Origin of the sequence: Mycobacterium sp. WUMAC-067, from assembly GCF_020217485.1 — a bacterium.
GTDB lineage: Bacteria > Actinomycetota > Actinomycetes > Mycobacteriales > Mycobacteriaceae > Mycobacterium.
This window is the reverse complement of the sequence record NZ_JAEKMI010000004.1, coordinates 39,713-55,587: the sequence shown is the minus strand read 5'-3', so window position 1 is coordinate 55,587 and position 15,875 is coordinate 39,713. Positions and strand designations below refer to the sequence as shown.

Here is a 15,875-nt window from a genome sequence, read left to right as displayed (position 1 = left end):
GGTGGCCATCGCCCGCGGCCGGTCGTGTCCACACCGCGCCGCGCGGCCGTCCCCGGCTATCCCGCGGGACGCGTCCACGTCCGGGTGACCGGATCGCATTGCAACAGGTAGCCGTCGCTGGAGGTGCTCATGGCGAACACCGAGGTGCCCGGCCGGTCGCACGAGCTGCCGGCCGCGTGCACGCCCATCGTGATGGGCGCCTTGGCCCAGCTGCTGCCCTCGCACACGATCTGCTCGTTGTTGGTCGGGTCGTAGGCGACCTTGCCGACGTCGGCGCACAACCCGCCGAGCACGGGCGGCGCCGGGGCGGCCGCGGTGGCCGAGGTGTTGATGACCTGGGTGGGGTCGCCCAACGCCACCCCGGCCGGCGCGGCGCCCGCCCGGGTGGCCACCACGGGCACCCGGACCACCGCCCCCTGAGCGCCGCACTCGTCGCTGAGCACGGTCTCGGTCTCCGTGCCCCGCAGCGTGCCGTCGGCCTGCGGCGCCAGCGACCACGCGACGGTCTCCTGCTGGGTGGCCGGGACCCGTCCGTTCGGCTGGGCGCAGCCCACCCGCAACGGCTCGGGCGCCCCTTGCCAGTAGCCACCCACGTAGCGCAGGGTGTCGGCCTGGCCGCCGCCGGCGGTGCTGGCCAGTTGGTGCGTGGCATCGTCGAGCTGGGTCCCGGTCGCCGCGCATCCGTTGGTCGTACAGGCCGACCGGAACGCCCACCAGTCGGTGGTGGCCCCGCGGTGGCGGATGCCGATGCCGTTGGTGGTCCGCTTGGTCTGGTCGTAGTCCAGCCGGTACGTCCCATTCAGCGCCGGTCCCCCCGCGGTAGGCGCGGCACTCGCAACGGGGACCGACGGTTTGGACGCGAGCGTGGGGTGGGGCGGCGGCGCGGCGGGCTCGACGGAGTACAGGATCGACCAGGTCGCCGCGACGGCCACGAGCACCGCGCACACCAGCGCCGCGGCCCACCGGGTTTTCGACGAAAAGCGGTGGTTCAAAGCCGCCAGGGCGCCACCGGGCCCGCGCCGGCGGTGCGGTGTCAACGGAACGGCGCGCGGCGGGCGGCGGCCCGCTTCGGAGAACTGCTCGCTGACGGCGGTCGCGAACTCGCGGCACCGCGCGAACCTGTCCTCGGGCCGTTTGGCCAGCGCCTTCGAGAACACCTCGTCGAGCCCCGCCAGATCCGGCCGAAAATCGCTGAGCCGAGGAGGGGCCTCGTGCAGGTGCTGGCTGATCACCGCGATCGGGTTGGAATGCTGGAACGGCGGGGCACCGGTGAGCAGGTGGAAAGCCGTTGCCGCCAAAGCATATTGGTCGGCCCGCCCGTCGATAGGCGCACCCGCAAGCTGCTCGGGTGCCGCGTAGGCCACCGTTCCCACCGCGACATTGGTCTCGGTGATGCCGCTCACGTCACCCAGGTGACGTGCGACACCGAAGTCCGCCAACAGGATTCGGCGCTCCCCGTCTTCGGGATGGGTGAGCAGGATGTTGGCGGGCTTGACGTCGCGGTGCAGCAGGCCACGGTCATGCGCGTAGTCCAGCGCGCCCGCGACCGCGTGCACGATGGCGCCCACCTCGTGGATCGGCATGCCTTCGGGGTGGCCCTCTTTGACCAACCGCGACGCATCGGTGCCCTCGACATAGTCCATCGAAATCCACAGATGCCCGTTGAATGCGCCGCGGTCGTGGACGCCGACGATGTGCGGATGCCACAGCGTCGCCGCGAGATCGGCTTCCCGGTTGAACCTTTCGCGGAACTCGGGATCGGCCGTCACCGCCTCGGCGAGAACTTTGATCACGTCGCGGCGCGGCAGCCGGGGATGCAACGCCAGGTAGACCTCGGCCATACCGCCGGCGCCCAGCTGCCGCAAGATCGTGTAGCCGGCGAAGGACGCGCCGTTTCCCACCGCAAGACGCGGCGCACTGGACTCGCTGCGCGGTTGTGCCGCTTCGGGTTCCGCGTTCGGCGCGGAACTTACCGGTGGTATCCGGCGAAACAGCTGCCCGATCGGCATGGCGGGCAGCGAGTGAAAACCCGCGCGCAGGGCCTCACGGGCCTGGCGCGGGTTGCCCAGCAGTCGTCGCCCGGTGCCGATGCGCCGGGTCGTTCGCTTGTGCTCATCCATTAATCGCTTGGCCCCCTCGTTCGAATAATGCCGCACGCCAGTGGGCGATTCGACTCAGCCGACTATGAAAGCGCTATGAATCGCCGAGCCGAAACAAAGGGAAGTCACAGCCGGATCTCATCGAAGCATGGCCGGCGCGGCCCGATACTTGAGTGGTGACTCGACCCGCCCCGCCCCTCCTGACGATTCGGCACGACGGGTCCCAACGATCCTTCGCGGCCGGACACGAAGTGGTCGTCGGACGCGACGTGCAGGCCGACGTGCGGATCGCCGATCCGCGAATCTCGCGCGCGCATCTGATCCTGCGTTTCGACCAAGGCCGCTGGCTGGCAATCGATAACGGCTCCCTGAACGGGACCTATCTCAACGGTTACCGGATGCCGGTCATCGACATCCACGACGGCCAGAGCATCCACGTCGGGAACCCGCGGGGCCCGCACCTGACCTTCGCGATCGGGCCCCGCCAGGGCCACGCCGGCCGCCCGGCCCGCACCCGGCCCCGCCACGATTCCGGCCCGCCGACACTGGCGTGGTCCGCGCCGGGCGCGCAACAGAACGTGCCGCATCGGCCGCCGGCGGGCCGGGGCGGTCCACCCGAGCCGCCGACCGTCGTCCACTCCGTTTCACCCGCAACGGAATTCACGGTGATCGACGCCAAGACGGCCGACGTGTCGAACCTGGCGACGCGTTTTGTGAGATTGCTCTCCCCGCGCGCGTCGTCCGCCGCGGGCACGACCGGCGCCATGACCATCGGGCGTGCCCCCGAAAACGACATCGTCGTCCCCGACGTGTTGGCGTCGCGTCAGCACGCGACCTTGGTCCCCACGCCGCTGGGCACCGAGATCCGGGACAACAGCGTCAACGGCACGTTCGTCAACGGCACCCGGGTCGGGTCGGCGATCCTGTCCGAGGACGACGTCGTCACCATCGGCAACGTCGACCTGGTCTTCCGCGCCGGCACGCTCACCCCACGCAGCGAGGCCGCGACGCGCAGCGGCGGTCTCGAGGTGCGCAACGTCAAGTACGTCGTGGACAACGGAAAACAACTGCTCGACGACATCTCGCTGATCGCCCGTCCCGGAACACTGACCGCCGTGATCGGCGGGTCGGGCGCCGGAAAGAGCACCTTGGCCAGGCTCATCGCCGGCTACACCACCCCGAGCTGGGGCTCAGTTACGTTCGAGGGACACAACATTCACGCCGAGTACGCGTCCCTGCGCAGCAGGATCGGCATGGTGCCCCAGGACGACGTGGTGCATCGCCAGCTGACCGTCAACCAGGCGCTGGGCTACGCCGCCGAGCTGCGGCTGCCGCCCGACACGGGCAAAGCGGACCGCGCCAAGGTCGTCGCCCAGGTGCTCGAGGAGCTCGACCTGACCAAGCACGCCGACACCCGCGTCGACAAGCTCTCCGGCGGGCAACGCAAACGCGCGTCGGTGGCGCTCGAGCTGCTGACCGGGCCGTCACTGCTGATCCTCGACGAGCCCACCTCGGGCCTGGACCCCGCGCTCGACCTGCAGGTCATGACAATGCTGCGCCAGTTGGCCGACGCCGGTCGCGTCGTGCTGGTGGTCACGCACTCGCTGTCCTACCTGGACGTCTGCGACCAGGTGTTGCTGATGGCCCCCGGCGGCAAGACGGCCTACCGCGGCTCGCCCGAGCAGATCGGCGACGCGATGGGGACCACCAACTGGGCCAAGATCTTCACCCAGGTCGGCGCCGACCCGGACGAGGCGAACCGTCGCTTTGTAGAACGGAGCGAGGCCCAAAAGCGCGTGCCGGACAAGGCCGATGAGCCCAGCGGCCTCGGCGAGCCGGTGCACACCAGCGTGCGACGCCAGATCTCGACCATCGCCCGACGGCAATTTCGCCTCGTCGTCGCCGACCGCGCCTACTTCGTCTTCCTGGCGCTCCTGCCGTTCATCCTGGGTTCGCTGTCATTGACCGTCCCGGGCAGCAACGGATTTCGTGCGCCCGGGCCGAACGCGGGAACGCCCGACGAGGCCGCACAGATACTTGCCCTGTTGATGCCGGCCGCGGCATTCATGGGCACCGCCTTGACGATTCGCGACCTGGTCGGCGAACGGGCCATCTTCCAGCGGGAGCAGGCTGTCGGCCTGTCGACCACCGCCTACCTGCTCGCCAAGAGCGCGGTGTTCTGCGCGTTCGCCATCCTGCAGTCGGCGATCGTCACGGCAATCGTGGTGGCCGGCAAGGGCGCACCCACGCGCGGCGCGGTTCTGTTCGGCCACTCCACGCTCGGGGCCACCGTCGAACTGTTTGCCACCGTCGCCGCGACGTGCGTCGCGTCGGCCATCCTGGGACTGGCCATCTCGTCGCTGGTGCGCTCCAGCGAGCAGATCATGCCGCTGTTCGTGGTGACCGTGATGGCGCAGCTGGTGCTGTGCGGCGGCATGGTGCCCGTGACCGGCCGGCTCGGCCTGAACCAGCTGTCCTGGGCGATGCCGGCGCGCTGGGGCTACGCCGCCGCCTCGTCGACGGTCGACCTGCGGCACCTGGTGCCCGATTCGCTGCTGTCGCAGGACAGGTTCTGGCAGCACACGCCGAAGAGCTGGCTGCTCGACATGGGCATGCTGGCCGCGCTGTCGCTGCTGTATGCCGGCTTTGTGCGGTGGAAGATCCGGTTGCGCCGGTAGGGTGACATCATTCAGGAGGAAAAGCGACATTCATCCACCGAAACACGAAACGTTCGACCTAGCGGGCCGCACCAACACCGATCCCAAGGGCATTGTGCGGGCCGTGGACGAGTATGCGGTGCGCCCGTGGGGTCTCTACGTCGCGCGTCCCACCCCCGGCCGCGCCCAGTTCCACTACCTCGAGTCGTGGCTGCTGCCGTCCTTGGGCTTGCGCGCCACGGTCTTTCACTTCAATCCCGGCCATGAACGCGACCACGACTACTACCTGGATGTGGGCGAATACACGCCGGGCCCCGAGGTATGGCGCTCCGAGGATCATTACCTCGACATCGAGGTCCGCACCGGTGCCCGCGCGGAACTGGCCGATGTCGACGAGTTGCTCGACGCGGTGCGCCACGGCCTGCTGACCCCCGAGGTCGCGGAGCTGGCGGTGCAACGCGCCGTGGCCGCGGTGGATGGATTGGCCCGCAACGGCTATGACCTGTCGCGGTGGCTGGCCGGCGGCGGCATGGAACTGACCTGGCTCAGCTCAACGGGAGTTTGAGAAACGGTGTGGTCGTGGGTTGGGCGGAGCCCTGCCCCGGTTCGGCCGTCACCGCGAGCACGGTGCTGTGCCCCAGGTTGGGCACGATGGCGGTGGTGGACGGCTTGACGGTGTCGGCACCCATGGTGCCCGCCGGGCGCGGCCCGTTCTGGTCGATCAGCCACATCTCGTAGACGCTGTCGGGCAGGGGCGGCGCGACGTTGTTCAGCACGACCACCGCCGCGTTGCGTTGCCGGGAGAACACCACGGTCGCGGTGCCACCGGCCGGCAGCTCGGCGGTCGCGGTGTGGACGTCCGGCGCGGCGAAGACGGCCTCCGCCGTCGATGTCGTCGGCGTCGGGCGGAGCGCCACGGTGACGCCGGTAGCGATCACCGCGGCGACCACGGCCGCGGCGGCCGCCAATGCCGCTGTGCGCCAACGTATCCGGCCGGAGCGACGGGGTTCGACGGCCGCCAGCACTTTGGCGCGCAGCCTCGGGTGCGGATCCAGTTCGGTGTGCGCCGACACGACCGCCATCGTCTCGCGAACCGCCCGCACTTCGGCGTGAAATTCCTCGGCGACCGACGGCGGCGCGGCCGCGACGCGTCGCTCGATATCCGCGCGTTCGGCGTCGGAGACGGCGTCGAGCGCGTACGCCGCGGCCAGCTCGAGCAGGGTGAAATCGGATGGGTCGGTCATGGCACATCCAAACAACGACGGAGTTTGCGCAAGGCATCCCGCATCCGCGATTTGATCGTCGACGGGTTCTGCGCAAGACGCTCGGAAACCTGAGCGTAGGTCAGGCCCTGGTAGTAGGCCAATTCGACGCATTGACGCTGGGCGTCGGTCAACCCCTGCAGGCATTCGACGACCCGGTCGCGCTCGTCGCGGGCCATCGCGGCGTCGGCGACGACGTCGCGGTCGCGCTCGACATCCGCGGCGCCGTAGCGTGATTCGCGATCCGTCGCCGCTTGTTCGGCACGGACCCGGTCGACGGCCCGCCGGTGCGCCAGCGACAGGATCCACGCCACCGCGCTCCCCGCCGCCGGATCGTAGGCCCGGGCGTTGCGCCACAACTGCAGGTAGATCTCCTGGGTCGTCTCCTCGCTGTATCCGGGATCGCGAAGCACCCGGAACACCAGCCCGAAGACCCGGGCGCGGGTTTGGTCGTAGAGTTGCGCGAACGCATCGGTGTCCCGGTCGGCCACCCGGCGCAGCAACGTATCGAGCTCGCCGCTGACGCGCGCCGAACTACCCATGGCGCGATAGCGTAACGAGTCCCGCGGCGCCGCGCGCACTCGCGCCGTTCGAGCGGCTGCGAGGACCTCCATAACTGGTATTCGGGGCCGCCCCGGCCGCGGACGTTGCGAGAAATCGCACCGCGGCCGCCGGGCGGCCCGCACCTGTTGTGCGCCCCAATTTCCGTCCCCCGCCCCGTCGTTTCCGAATAACTGCGGTCCGGCCGAAATACGGCGGCACAAGGCCGCCCATGACGAAGGAGTCGAACGCAATGACGAACGCTCGCGCAAGGACGGTCGCGGCCACGGGGCTGGCGGCGACCGCACTGTTAGTCGGCTTGTCAGGATGTTCCAGTGACAAGTCGGCGTCTGGGCCGACAACCAGCAGCATGACCAGCAGTATGACCGCGCCTTCGACAACGTCGGGCGCCGCCGACCCCGCCGCTGACCTGGTCGGCCCGGGTTGCGGGGACTACGCGAAGCAGAACCCCACCGGCCCGGGCTCGGTGGCGGGGATGGCGCAGGACCCGGTCGCCACCGCGGCGTCGAACAATCCGATGCTCACCACGTTGACGTCGGCCCTGTCGGGCAAGCTCAACCCCGACGTGAACCTCGTCGACACCCTCAACAACGGCCAGTACACGGTCTTCGCGCCGACCAACGCCGCCTTCGACAAACTTCCCGCGGCGACGCTGGACAAGCTGAAGACCGACGCGCCGATGCTCAAGAGCATCCTGACCTATCACGTCGTGCAGGGACAGACGAGCCCGAACAAGATCGACGGCAGTCACGCGACCCTGCAGGGCGCCACCGTGAACGTGACCGGCCAGGGCAATGGCCTCAAGGTCAACGACGCCGGTCTGGTGTGCGGAGGGGTGCACACCGCCAACGCGACGGTGTACATGATCGACACCGTGCTGATGCCGCCGGCCCAGTAGGTCCTTCGGAGCATCGGCCTTCGGCGCGCCTGCCGTGGGCGCACCAGACTCGATGCGATCCATGACCGGGCCGGCTGCGAATAGCAGTCATGTTGACTCTCGCGCTGATCGGCTTCGTCGGAGGCTTGATCACCGGCGTGTCACCGTGCATTCTGCCGGTGCTGCCGGTGATCTTCTTCTCGGGCGCGCAAGGCACCGGCGGCGACGCGGCCGAACATTCACGCTCGCAACGGCTACGGCCCTACCGGGTGATCGTCGGCCTCGTTCTCAGCTTCAGCCTGGTCACCCTGATCGGGTCGACGCTGCTCTGGCTGCTGGGCCTGCCGCAGGACGCCATCCGGTGGGCGGCGTTGGCGGCCCTGGTCGCGATCGGGTTAGGCCTGATCTTCCCCAGGTTCGAACAACTCCTGGAGCGTCCCTTCGCGCGCATCCCGCAGAAGCAAATCGGCGGGCGCGGCAACGGTTTCGGTGTCGGCCTGGCATTGGGGGTGCTCTACGTCCCCTGCGCCGGTCCTGTGCTGGCCGCGATCGTGGTCGCCGGGGCGACCGCCTCGATCGGAACGGGCACGGTCGTGCTCACCTGCGCGTTCGCCATCGGTGCCGCGCTGCCGCTGCTGATCTTCGCGCTGGCGGGCCGGCAAGTGGCGCAACGGGTGGCGGCCTTCCGGCGCCGGCAGCGCGAGATCCGCATCGCCGCAGGCATAGTCACGATCGGGCTCTCGGTGGCGCTCGTGTTCAATGTGCCCGCGCTGCTGCAGCAGGCGATCCCCGACTACACCGGCGCGCTGCAGGACAAACTCGCCGGCGATCAGCGGGTCCGGGAAAAACTCAACCTGGGCGGCGTCGTCAACGATCAGAACGCGCAGCTGTCCCGCTGCAGCAACGGCGCCACCGAGCTCGAAAACTGCGGCCCGGCGCCCGATCTCAAAGGCCTCGCCGGCTGGCTCAACACCCCCGGCGGCGCCCCGATCGACCTGAAGTCGCTGCGCGGCAAGGTCGTGTTGATCGACTTCTGGGCGTACTCGTGCATCAACTGCCAGCGCGCGATCCCGCACGTCGTCGGCTGGTACCACGCCTACCACGACGACGGCTTCGAAGTCATCGGGGTGCACACCCCCGAGTACGCGTTCGAAAAGGTGCCCGGCAACGTCGCCAAGGGCGCCGCCGACCTCGGCATCACATACCCGATCGCGCTCGACAACGGCTACTCCACCTGGACCAACTACCGCAATCGGTACTGGCCCGCGGAGTACCTGATCGACGCGGACGGCACGGTGCGCCACGTCAAGTTCGGCGAGGGCGACTACCGCGTCACCGAGCGGCTGATCCGGCAATTGATCTCCCTCGCGGACCCCCGGGCCGCGCTGCCCCCGCCGGTGGACGCCGCCGACACCACCCCACGGCACCAGATGACCCCCGAGACGTACTTCGCCGTCGGCAAGGTCGTCAACTATGGCGGCAGCAGCCAATACGACGAGGGCTCAGCAACATTCGACTATCCCCCGGCCCTCGCGGCCGACAGCTTCGCGCTGCGCGGGCCGTGGACACTCGACTACCAGGGCGCGACCGCCGACAGCGACCAGTCCAGCATCAAACTCAACTATCACGCCACCAACGTCTACCTGGTCGTCGGCGGAACCGGGACCGTCACGGTGACGCGCGATGGCCGCTCCACCCCGCTGCCGATCAGCGGGCCGCCGACGTCACACCAGATCGTCGCCGGCGACCATCCCGACACCGGCGCCCTCGAGGTGCGTCCCGGCAAAGGGCTGCAGGTGTATTCGTTCACCTACGGTTGATCGCCACCAATCGCGCCGGTGGGCAATCCAACAACGCCGCGGCTCCGAATCCCCCGTAACGACGGCCGAAGGTGGCCGTCGACGAACCGGAGGGACCAACGCGATGAAACTGGACAAAAAAGCAATGGCGGCAACGGGGCTTGCCGCGGTGACCATGATGGGTTTCGCGATCACAACGTCCCCGCTGGCCGCGGCCGCCGACCTGGTCGGACCGGGATGCGGAGACTACGCGAGCGCACACCCCGACGGCCCCGCCTCAGTGCAGGGCATGTCGCAGGTGCCCGTCGCGGTGGCGGCCTCCAACAACCCGATGCTCACGACGCTGACTTCCGCGGTGTCCGGCCAGCTCAACCCGCAGGTCAATCTCGTCGACACCCTCAACAACGGTCAGTACACGGTGTTCGCGCCGACCGACGACGCGTTCAACAAGCTGCCGGCCTCGACGGTCGACCAGCTGAAAACCGACTCCGCGATGCTGAACAAGATTCTGACCTACCACGTCGTGCAGGGCCAGCTCAGCCCCGCGAAGGTGATCGGCAGTCACCGCACCCTGCAGGGTGCCGACCTGGCCGTCAACGGTCAGGGAAACAACTTGACCGTCAACAACGCCGGCGTGGTCTGCGGCGGGGTGCCGACCGCCAACGCCACGGTGTACATGATCGACACCGTTTTGATGCCACCGGCGTAGCGCGGCCGGGGCTACCCTGGCGCCATGATCGCGAGGCCGGCGCGCACTGGGTATGCCCCGAGATGGTGGTTCAGACCGGATTCAGCGAGTGGACGCGCAATAGCAAGTCGCGTCATCCGCGCTACCTCGGTGTGCGCACCGACAAGGAACCCGGCGAAGTCGTGCGGGAGACGCACTGATGGCTGCTGAACCCGGTTTCATCCAGCAGGATTTCCGGGCCGACCGGTTGATCATCCGGGATCTTCCCAAACCACTTGTCGGACAACCGGATTCGTGGGCGAACATGTCGAGGCACGTCCGCTCCCCGGCGGGCCCACTGCGGCGCGTGGCGAAGCTGCGTGCCTGAACTGCCCGACGTGGAAGGGTTCCGGCGGCAACTGGCCGCCGGGTTGCCGCGCCGGCGGATCCGGCACGTGCAGGTGCACGATCCCGGGATCTTGCGTAACACCACCGCAAAAGCGTTCGCGCGCAGGCTGACCGGTCACCGATTCGCCGGTCCACGCCGGCACGGCAAGTGGCTCGTGCTGCCCACGGACGGCCCGACACTGCTGATCCACAGCGGCATGACCGGCCGCCCCTACTATGCCGCCAGCGGGGCCACCCGCGACCCCTACGAGCGGCTCGTGCTGGAGCTGGACAGCGGCGAACTGCGCTACGCCGACCTCCGCAAGTTGCGCGGGATATGGCTGGCCGACGATGCCGACGACATCACCCACGTCACGGGCCCGCAGGGTCCCGACGCGCTGGGCCTCGGCCTGCGCGAATTCCGCGCGGTGCTGAACTCCCGATCCGCACGCTCGCGCCAGCTCAAACCCACGCTGATGGACCAATCGGTGATCGCCGGCCTCGGCAATCTGCTGGTCGACGAAATCTGCTGGCGGGCCAGGATTCGGCCCACCGTGGCGGTCGCGGAATTGGGTGACGACGACGTGAAGACCTTGCATGCCGCGATGACGCGGGTGCTGCGCACCGCCGTGCGGCATGGCCGGGTGCCGGGTTTGCCACGCTGGCTCAAGAGGGTGCGTGACGAGCCCGACCCGCGCTGCCCGCGCTGCGGCACGCCGCTCGAGCGTGCCCGGGTGGGCGGCCGGGCGACGCTGTGGTGTCCGCGCTGCCAGCCTTGAAGCAATCCAGCGCAAACCATCTGGTTCGCAAATCACGCTGGTTGTAATGTCACCGGCTATGAGCTGCAAAGGCCGCATGATCCTGCCGATCGCCGCGGTCACGCTGATCGCCGCCGGCGCTCAGCTGAACCCGGCGACGGCGAGGGCGGATCTGCACAACATCACCTATCGCGCCAGGATCGACGGCGTCACGACGGGAAGTCAGGCCACGTTCGTGATCAACGGCGGCCAGACGAACACCGCCGGGCTGAGCTCGATGCCCGGCAACGCGTTCGAAGCCGACACGGTATTGCCCGACCCGCAGCAGGCCGGCATGCGCATCGTGCTGCACTTCCCGTACTCGGCGAACGTGCACTGCGAGATCGACGTGGACGACAACGTTTTCGTCCAGGCTGACCAAATGGTCAGGCCGGTGGCCGGGAACGCCGATCCCAACAACGGTGCGCTGCAGTGCGGGGCGCCGCTGCCCTAGCTAAGGGCGCCAGCCCGTCGAGTCGGCCCACTCCCAGGCCCGCCGGTAGGCGTCGAGGAACCAGCGCTCCTTGCTGTCGGCGTATATCGCAGTGTCGCCGCCGGCGAGCTGTTCGGCCGCGCGCTTGACGCTCAGGTACTCGGCGCGCGCGTCGGGGTCGGCCCTCAGCCAGTCGACGAACAGCAGCGCGAACTGCTGATTGGGGTGGCCGGAGACCCGGATATGCACGTTGGTAATCCGGCCCGGGTCGGCTGATTTGTGAAAGCGCTTGTGCCACAGCCCTGGAGCATCACTGTGGTCGTACCTCAGGTCGGTGCTGCGGGCAGTGTCCTTGGGAACATCCTCGCCGATGTGCCCGACGCGCGGGTAACCGGCGGATAGCAACGGTTCGACGAGTTCGTCGGCGACATCCAATGATTCGACCGTGATCTGGATGTCGATGACGTCCTTGGCCGGAAAATCCGGCACGGCCGTCGAACCGATGTGGTCGACGCGCAGCGCCCGGTGCCCGCAGGTCGTCTTGAGGCGGTTGAGGATTCGTTGCGCCTGATCCGGCCAGGTCGGGTCGGGCGGCACCAAACGGGCCGGCGCCCGGGCGATCTGGCGCGTGCTCAGGTTGTGGGCGAACGGCACGATGCGGTTGTCCCACACCTCCTGCGCCCGCCGCGCCAAGTCTTCCGGGCTGCCGGAGTTGTCCAACCAGATGTCGGCCACAGCGCGGCGCTGGTCGTCGCCGGCCTGCGCGGCGATCCTGGCGCGGGCATCGTCTTCGGCCATACCGCGTTGCTCGACCAGCCGCCGCAGCCGCAGCTCGACGTCGGCGTACACGATCACCACGAGCGGGAACAGCGGCGCCATCCCGGACTCGACGAGCAGCGGAATGTCCTCGACGACAACCGAATCCTCGGCCACCGACGCGATGATCTCCGCGCGGCGCTTCCCCACCAGGGGGTGGACGATCCCATTCAGCGTCTGGCGCGCCTCGTCGTCACGAAAAGCCTTGGCGGCCAACGCCGGACGATCGAGCGCTCCGTCCGGCAGCAGGATGTCGTCACCGAACGCTTCGACGAGCGCCGCCAGCCCTTCGGTGCCCGGCTGGACCACCTCACGCGCGATGACGTCGCCGTCGACGATGACGGCGCCGCACCGTTCGAACGTGGACGACAGCGCCGACTTGCCGGCGCCGATGCCGCCGGTCAACCCGATACGCAGCATGGCGTCCTCAGGAAGCGGTCACGCGTTGCCGGCGAGTTTCTCCCGCAGCGCGGCCAATTGGGCATCGCTGGCCAGCGATCCGCCCGCCTTCTCCGGGGGCGCACCGTTGCCCGGCGACTGCTCGCCGCCGGCGTGCCCGGCCGCCTCGGCCGCGGCGAACTTCTCCATCTGCGCGGTGTGCATCTTGTGCCGGCGCTCAGCCTCGGCGTAGCGGGCCTCCCACTCGGTGCGCTGCTTGTCGAATCCTTCGAGCCATTCGTTGGTTTCGGAGTCGAAGCCCTCGGGGAAGATGTAGTTGCCCTGCTCGTCGTAGCTGTCGGCCATGCCGTACTTCGCCGGGTCGAACTCGTCGGTGTAGTCCTCGTTGGCCTGCTTGAGCGACAGCGAGATCCGGCGCCGCTCCAGGTCGATGTCGATGACCTTGACCATCGCGTCGTCGCCGACGGCAACCACCTGGTCGGGGACCTCGACGTGGCGCTCGGCCAGCTCGGAGATGTGCACCAGGCCTTCGATGCCCTCCTCGACGCGGACGAACGCGCCGAACGGAACCAGCTTGGTGACCTTGCCGGGCACGATCTGGCCGATGGCGTGGGTGCGGGCGAAGTGACGCCACGGGTCTTCCTGGGTCGCCTTGAGCGACAACGAAACCCGCTCGCGGTCCATGTCGACGTCGAGCACCTCGACGGTGACCTCGTCGCCGACCTGGACCACCTCGGACGGGTGGTCGATGTGCTTCCAACTCAGCTCGGAGACGTGCACCAGACCGTCCACACCGCCGAGGTCGACGAACGCGCCGAAGTTGACGATGGAGGAGACGACACCCTTGCGGATGGCGCCCTTCTGCAGCTGGTTGAGGAACTCGCTGCGCACCTCGGACTGCGTCTGCTCGAGCCACGCCCGGCGCGACAGCACCACGTTGTTGCGGTTCTTGTCCAGCTCGATGATCTTGGCCTCGATCTCCTTGCCGATGTACGGCTGCAGATCGCGCACCCGGCGCATCTCGACGAGCGAGGCGGGCAGGAAGCCGCGCAGCCCGATGTCGAGGATCAGGCCACCCTTGACCACCTCGATGACGGTGCCCTTGACGGCCTCGTCCTTCTCCTTGAGCGCCTCGATGGTGCCCCAGGCGCGCTCGTACTGCGCGCGCTTCTTGGACAGGATCAGGCGGCCCTCTTTGTCCTCCTTGGTGAGGACCAGCGCTTCAACCTCGTCTCCCACGGAAACGACCTCGTTGGGGTCGACGTCGTGCTTGATCGAGAGCTCGCGGGCGGGGATGACCCCTTCGGTCTTGTAGCCGATGTCGAGGAGCACCTCGTCCCGGTCCACTTTGACGATCGTGCCTTCGACGATGTCGCCATCGTTGAAGTACTTGATCGTTTTGTCTATTGCGGCGAGAAAGTCCTCGCTGGAGCCAATGTCGTTGACGGCTACTTGCGGCGAGGTGACGGCGGGACTCGGCATATTGTTGGGGTGCTCCGGACAGGTTTGGTCGTAGGGACAATTGGGATTTACCCATCGAGGCTACTCGACTGTGCACACGCTGGCCAAACCCAGTCCCGGCGCTTCACCCCGTTCGGTGGGCCACCCGGTTGGTGAAGGCGCCGTGGTAGCTCATCGGCACGTGGAACGGCAGCCAGGCCTCCGCGATCGGACCGTCCGCCACGCGGGCCGCGTCGACCACCATTAACCTGCTGCGATGCTGCGATTCGTGGTATCCGACCGTGAGCAGCCAGCCGTCGTCCTCGGCCGTTCCGCCGGTGCGCGGCACAAACGTCGGCTCCACCAGCACGTCCCCGGGCGGGCAATACGTCTGAACCGCCCCGGTGCGGTGATCGATGCGTGCGATCCCCTGGCCCTCGAACTTCGCGGGGTCCTGGACGGTCACGTAGGACACGTCGTGCCGGGTCGTGGAACGCCGCTGGTCGATCTGGGGGAATTCGCACCCGAAATCGGCCAACGGTTCGCCGGACACCCGCCCCGACGGGGCGATCCGGAACCGCGTCAGCACCACGGCGTCGTCGATGGCCCCGTAGTTGTCGAGCTGGGCGATGTCCGACCGGATGTGTGCGGTGTATTTCTTCATGCCGGCATACGTCTGGGGCACGAACCGTGGCAGCTCGACGACGACGTCGTCGCCGTCGTCATAAGCGTTGGTGAAATGCCAGTGATAGAACGGGTCCGTCTCGGCCACCCGCACCCGGCCCCCGTCGCGCGGCGCGAGAACGAAGTACGACGGCGCGTGCGGCTTGAAACGTATGGAATCCCAATAGGATTGGCGGCCGGCCAGCGCCCACGGGTTGATGCGGAGCGGCGATACGACGAAGATCGCGTAGCGCCGGGTCAACGCCATGTCGTGCACCACGCCCATCCCGGGCAGCGGCACCGCGCGCAGGTAGCGGGTCACGCCGTTGGCGCCGGTCTCGTAGAGCCGCAGGCGCATCCGCGGCACCGCCTCGCCCGCCAACTCCCGCAGCCGGCGCCACCGCTCGCGACCGCCGGCCCCGCGCAGCACGTGGCGCAGGTCGATCCGCGGAAAGTACGGGTCGAACCCGAAGTTGATTTTGGTGTTGGTGGCCGGGTCGTAGGTGTAGTGCGCCGAATAGGCCCGGACCGCACCCTTGAGCGCCCCGCCGAGGTTTGACGGCCCGATGGTGTCCAGGGTGTCGAGATCGAGTTCGTGCGGCGGTCCGCCCTCCCAGAGCGCCAGCAGCTGGTTTCGGTTGACCATGACGCTGGTGTTGGCGGTGTTGGCGGGAAGCCGCAGCGCGTTCGCCAACGTGCCGCCGTCGCGCTGGTAGGCGAAGCCGCGGTCCACCAGGCGTCCGGCCGCCGTCGACCTCAGGTAGTGCTTGGTGCGGACGAAGCGGTTGCGGAAACGCACCCCCGATCCGTCGAGGACGAACGCGCTGACCATCCCGTCGGCATCGAAAATGCTCTCGACCTGCTCCGATCCGAGGGTCCAGCGGCCCGAGCCGTTCCGGTACAGGGTGCCGACCAGGCCGTCGGGGATCGTTCCGGTGATTTCGGTGACGTCGACATCGGTTTCGCCGACGATGTTTTCCCAGTAGCGCGAAGGAGCTTGAACCTCTGCCAGAACCAT

The 15,875-nt window shown here is 68.4% G+C and carries 15 protein-coding genes; 9 read left to right on the top strand and 6 right to left on the bottom strand.

Annotated elements, in window-relative coordinates; all coding sequences use genetic code 11:
* Positions 1-56: 56 nt before the first annotated feature.
* Positions 57-2,120 carry a serine/threonine-protein kinase gene (locus tag JF781_RS03950; protein WP_225327495.1) on the bottom strand — a complete coding sequence of 688 codons (2,064 nt, stop codon included), beginning with the start codon at positions 2,118-2,120 and terminating at the stop codon, positions 57-59.
* A 152-nt stretch (positions 2,121-2,272) separates the two neighbouring features.
* On the opposite strand from JF781_RS03950, the gene JF781_RS03945 reads away from it, so the two are divergent.
* Together JF781_RS03945 and JF781_RS03940 are read left to right on the top strand one after the other, a co-directional pair.
* Positions 2,273-4,777, top strand: a complete 2,505-nt coding sequence (locus JF781_RS03945; RefSeq protein WP_374109665.1) for an FHA domain-containing protein — start codon at positions 2,273-2,275, stop codon at positions 4,775-4,777.
* A 94-nt stretch (positions 4,778-4,871) separates the two neighbouring features.
* A complete protein-coding gene (locus JF781_RS03940) occupies positions 4,872-5,321 on the top strand; it encodes a DUF402 domain-containing protein (RefSeq protein WP_043955770.1) in 450 nt (149 codons plus the stop codon).
* Here JF781_RS03940 and JF781_RS03935 read toward each other — a convergent pair.
* Entirely contained in the window at positions 5,302-6,000 is a 699-nt protein-coding gene (locus JF781_RS03935; protein WP_225327493.1) for an anti-sigma factor, read from the bottom strand. The two genes, JF781_RS03940 and JF781_RS03935, sit on opposite strands and share 20 nt — an antisense overlap.
* Entirely contained in the window at positions 5,997-6,560 is a 564-nt protein-coding gene (gene sigK, locus JF781_RS03930; protein WP_014942324.1) for an ECF RNA polymerase sigma factor SigK, read from the bottom strand. The genes JF781_RS03935 and sigK overlap by 4 nt, the downstream gene beginning before the upstream one ends.
* A gap of 368 nt (positions 6,561-6,928) precedes the next feature.
* Here sigK and JF781_RS03925 point away from each other — a divergent pair, with 368 nt between their 5' ends.
* The 7 genes from JF781_RS03925 (at position 6,929) to JF781_RS03895 (ending at position 11,560) form a co-directional block, all read left to right on the top strand.
* Complete coding sequence (locus JF781_RS03925) at positions 6,929-7,477, top strand: fasciclin domain-containing protein (protein WP_374109664.1); 549 nt, start codon at positions 6,929-6,931, stop codon at positions 7,475-7,477.
* Between the two features lie 89 nt (positions 7,478-7,566).
* Complete coding sequence (locus JF781_RS03920; RefSeq protein WP_225327491.1) at positions 7,567-9,276, top strand: cytochrome c biogenesis protein DipZ; 1,710 nt, start codon at positions 7,567-7,569, stop codon at positions 9,274-9,276.
* Positions 9,277-9,379: 103 nt separating this feature from the next.
* Complete coding sequence (locus tag JF781_RS03915; protein WP_275254156.1) at positions 9,380-9,964, top strand: fasciclin domain-containing protein; 585 nt, start codon at positions 9,380-9,382, stop codon at positions 9,962-9,964.
* On the top strand, positions 9,895-10,143 hold the full coding sequence (locus JF781_RS28395) for a hypothetical protein (RefSeq protein ID WP_255641029.1): 249 nt from the start codon (positions 9,895-9,897) through the stop codon (positions 10,141-10,143). Before JF781_RS03915 ends, JF781_RS28395 begins: the two co-directional genes overlap by 70 nt.
* The gene (locus JF781_RS03905; protein ID WP_225327490.1) at positions 10,143-10,310 is read left to right on the top strand and encodes a hypothetical protein; all 168 of its coding nucleotides are present in this window, start codon (positions 10,143-10,145) and stop codon (positions 10,308-10,310) included. Before JF781_RS28395 ends, JF781_RS03905 begins: the two co-directional genes overlap by 1 nt.
* Positions 10,303-11,088, top strand: a complete 786-nt coding sequence (locus JF781_RS03900) for an Fpg/Nei family DNA glycosylase (protein WP_225327489.1) — start codon at positions 10,303-10,305, stop codon at positions 11,086-11,088. Before JF781_RS03905 ends, JF781_RS03900 begins: the two co-directional genes overlap by 8 nt.
* Positions 11,089-11,146: 58 nt before the next feature.
* Entirely contained in the window at positions 11,147-11,560 is a 414-nt protein-coding gene (locus JF781_RS03895) for a hypothetical protein (RefSeq protein ID WP_225327488.1), read from the top strand.
* On the opposite strand, the gene coaE is transcribed toward JF781_RS03895, so the two are convergent.
* The 3 genes from coaE to JF781_RS03880 all read right to left on the bottom strand — a co-directional run bounded on the left by coaE (position 11,561) and on the right by JF781_RS03880 (position 15,875).
* On the bottom strand, positions 11,561-12,775 hold the full coding sequence (gene coaE / locus JF781_RS03890) for a dephospho-CoA kinase (RefSeq protein ID WP_225327487.1): 1,215 nt from the start codon (positions 12,773-12,775) through the stop codon (positions 11,561-11,563).
* A gap of 18 nt (positions 12,776-12,793) precedes the next feature.
* Positions 12,794-14,236, bottom strand: a complete 1,443-nt coding sequence (rpsA, locus tag JF781_RS03885; RefSeq protein ID WP_014942332.1) for a 30S ribosomal protein S1 — start codon at positions 14,234-14,236, stop codon at positions 12,794-12,796.
* A 103-nt stretch (positions 14,237-14,339) separates the two neighbouring features.
* Positions 14,340-15,875: a carotenoid oxygenase family protein gene (locus JF781_RS03880; RefSeq protein WP_225327486.1), complete on the bottom strand. Its 1,536-nt coding sequence runs from the start codon at positions 15,873-15,875 to the stop codon at positions 14,340-14,342.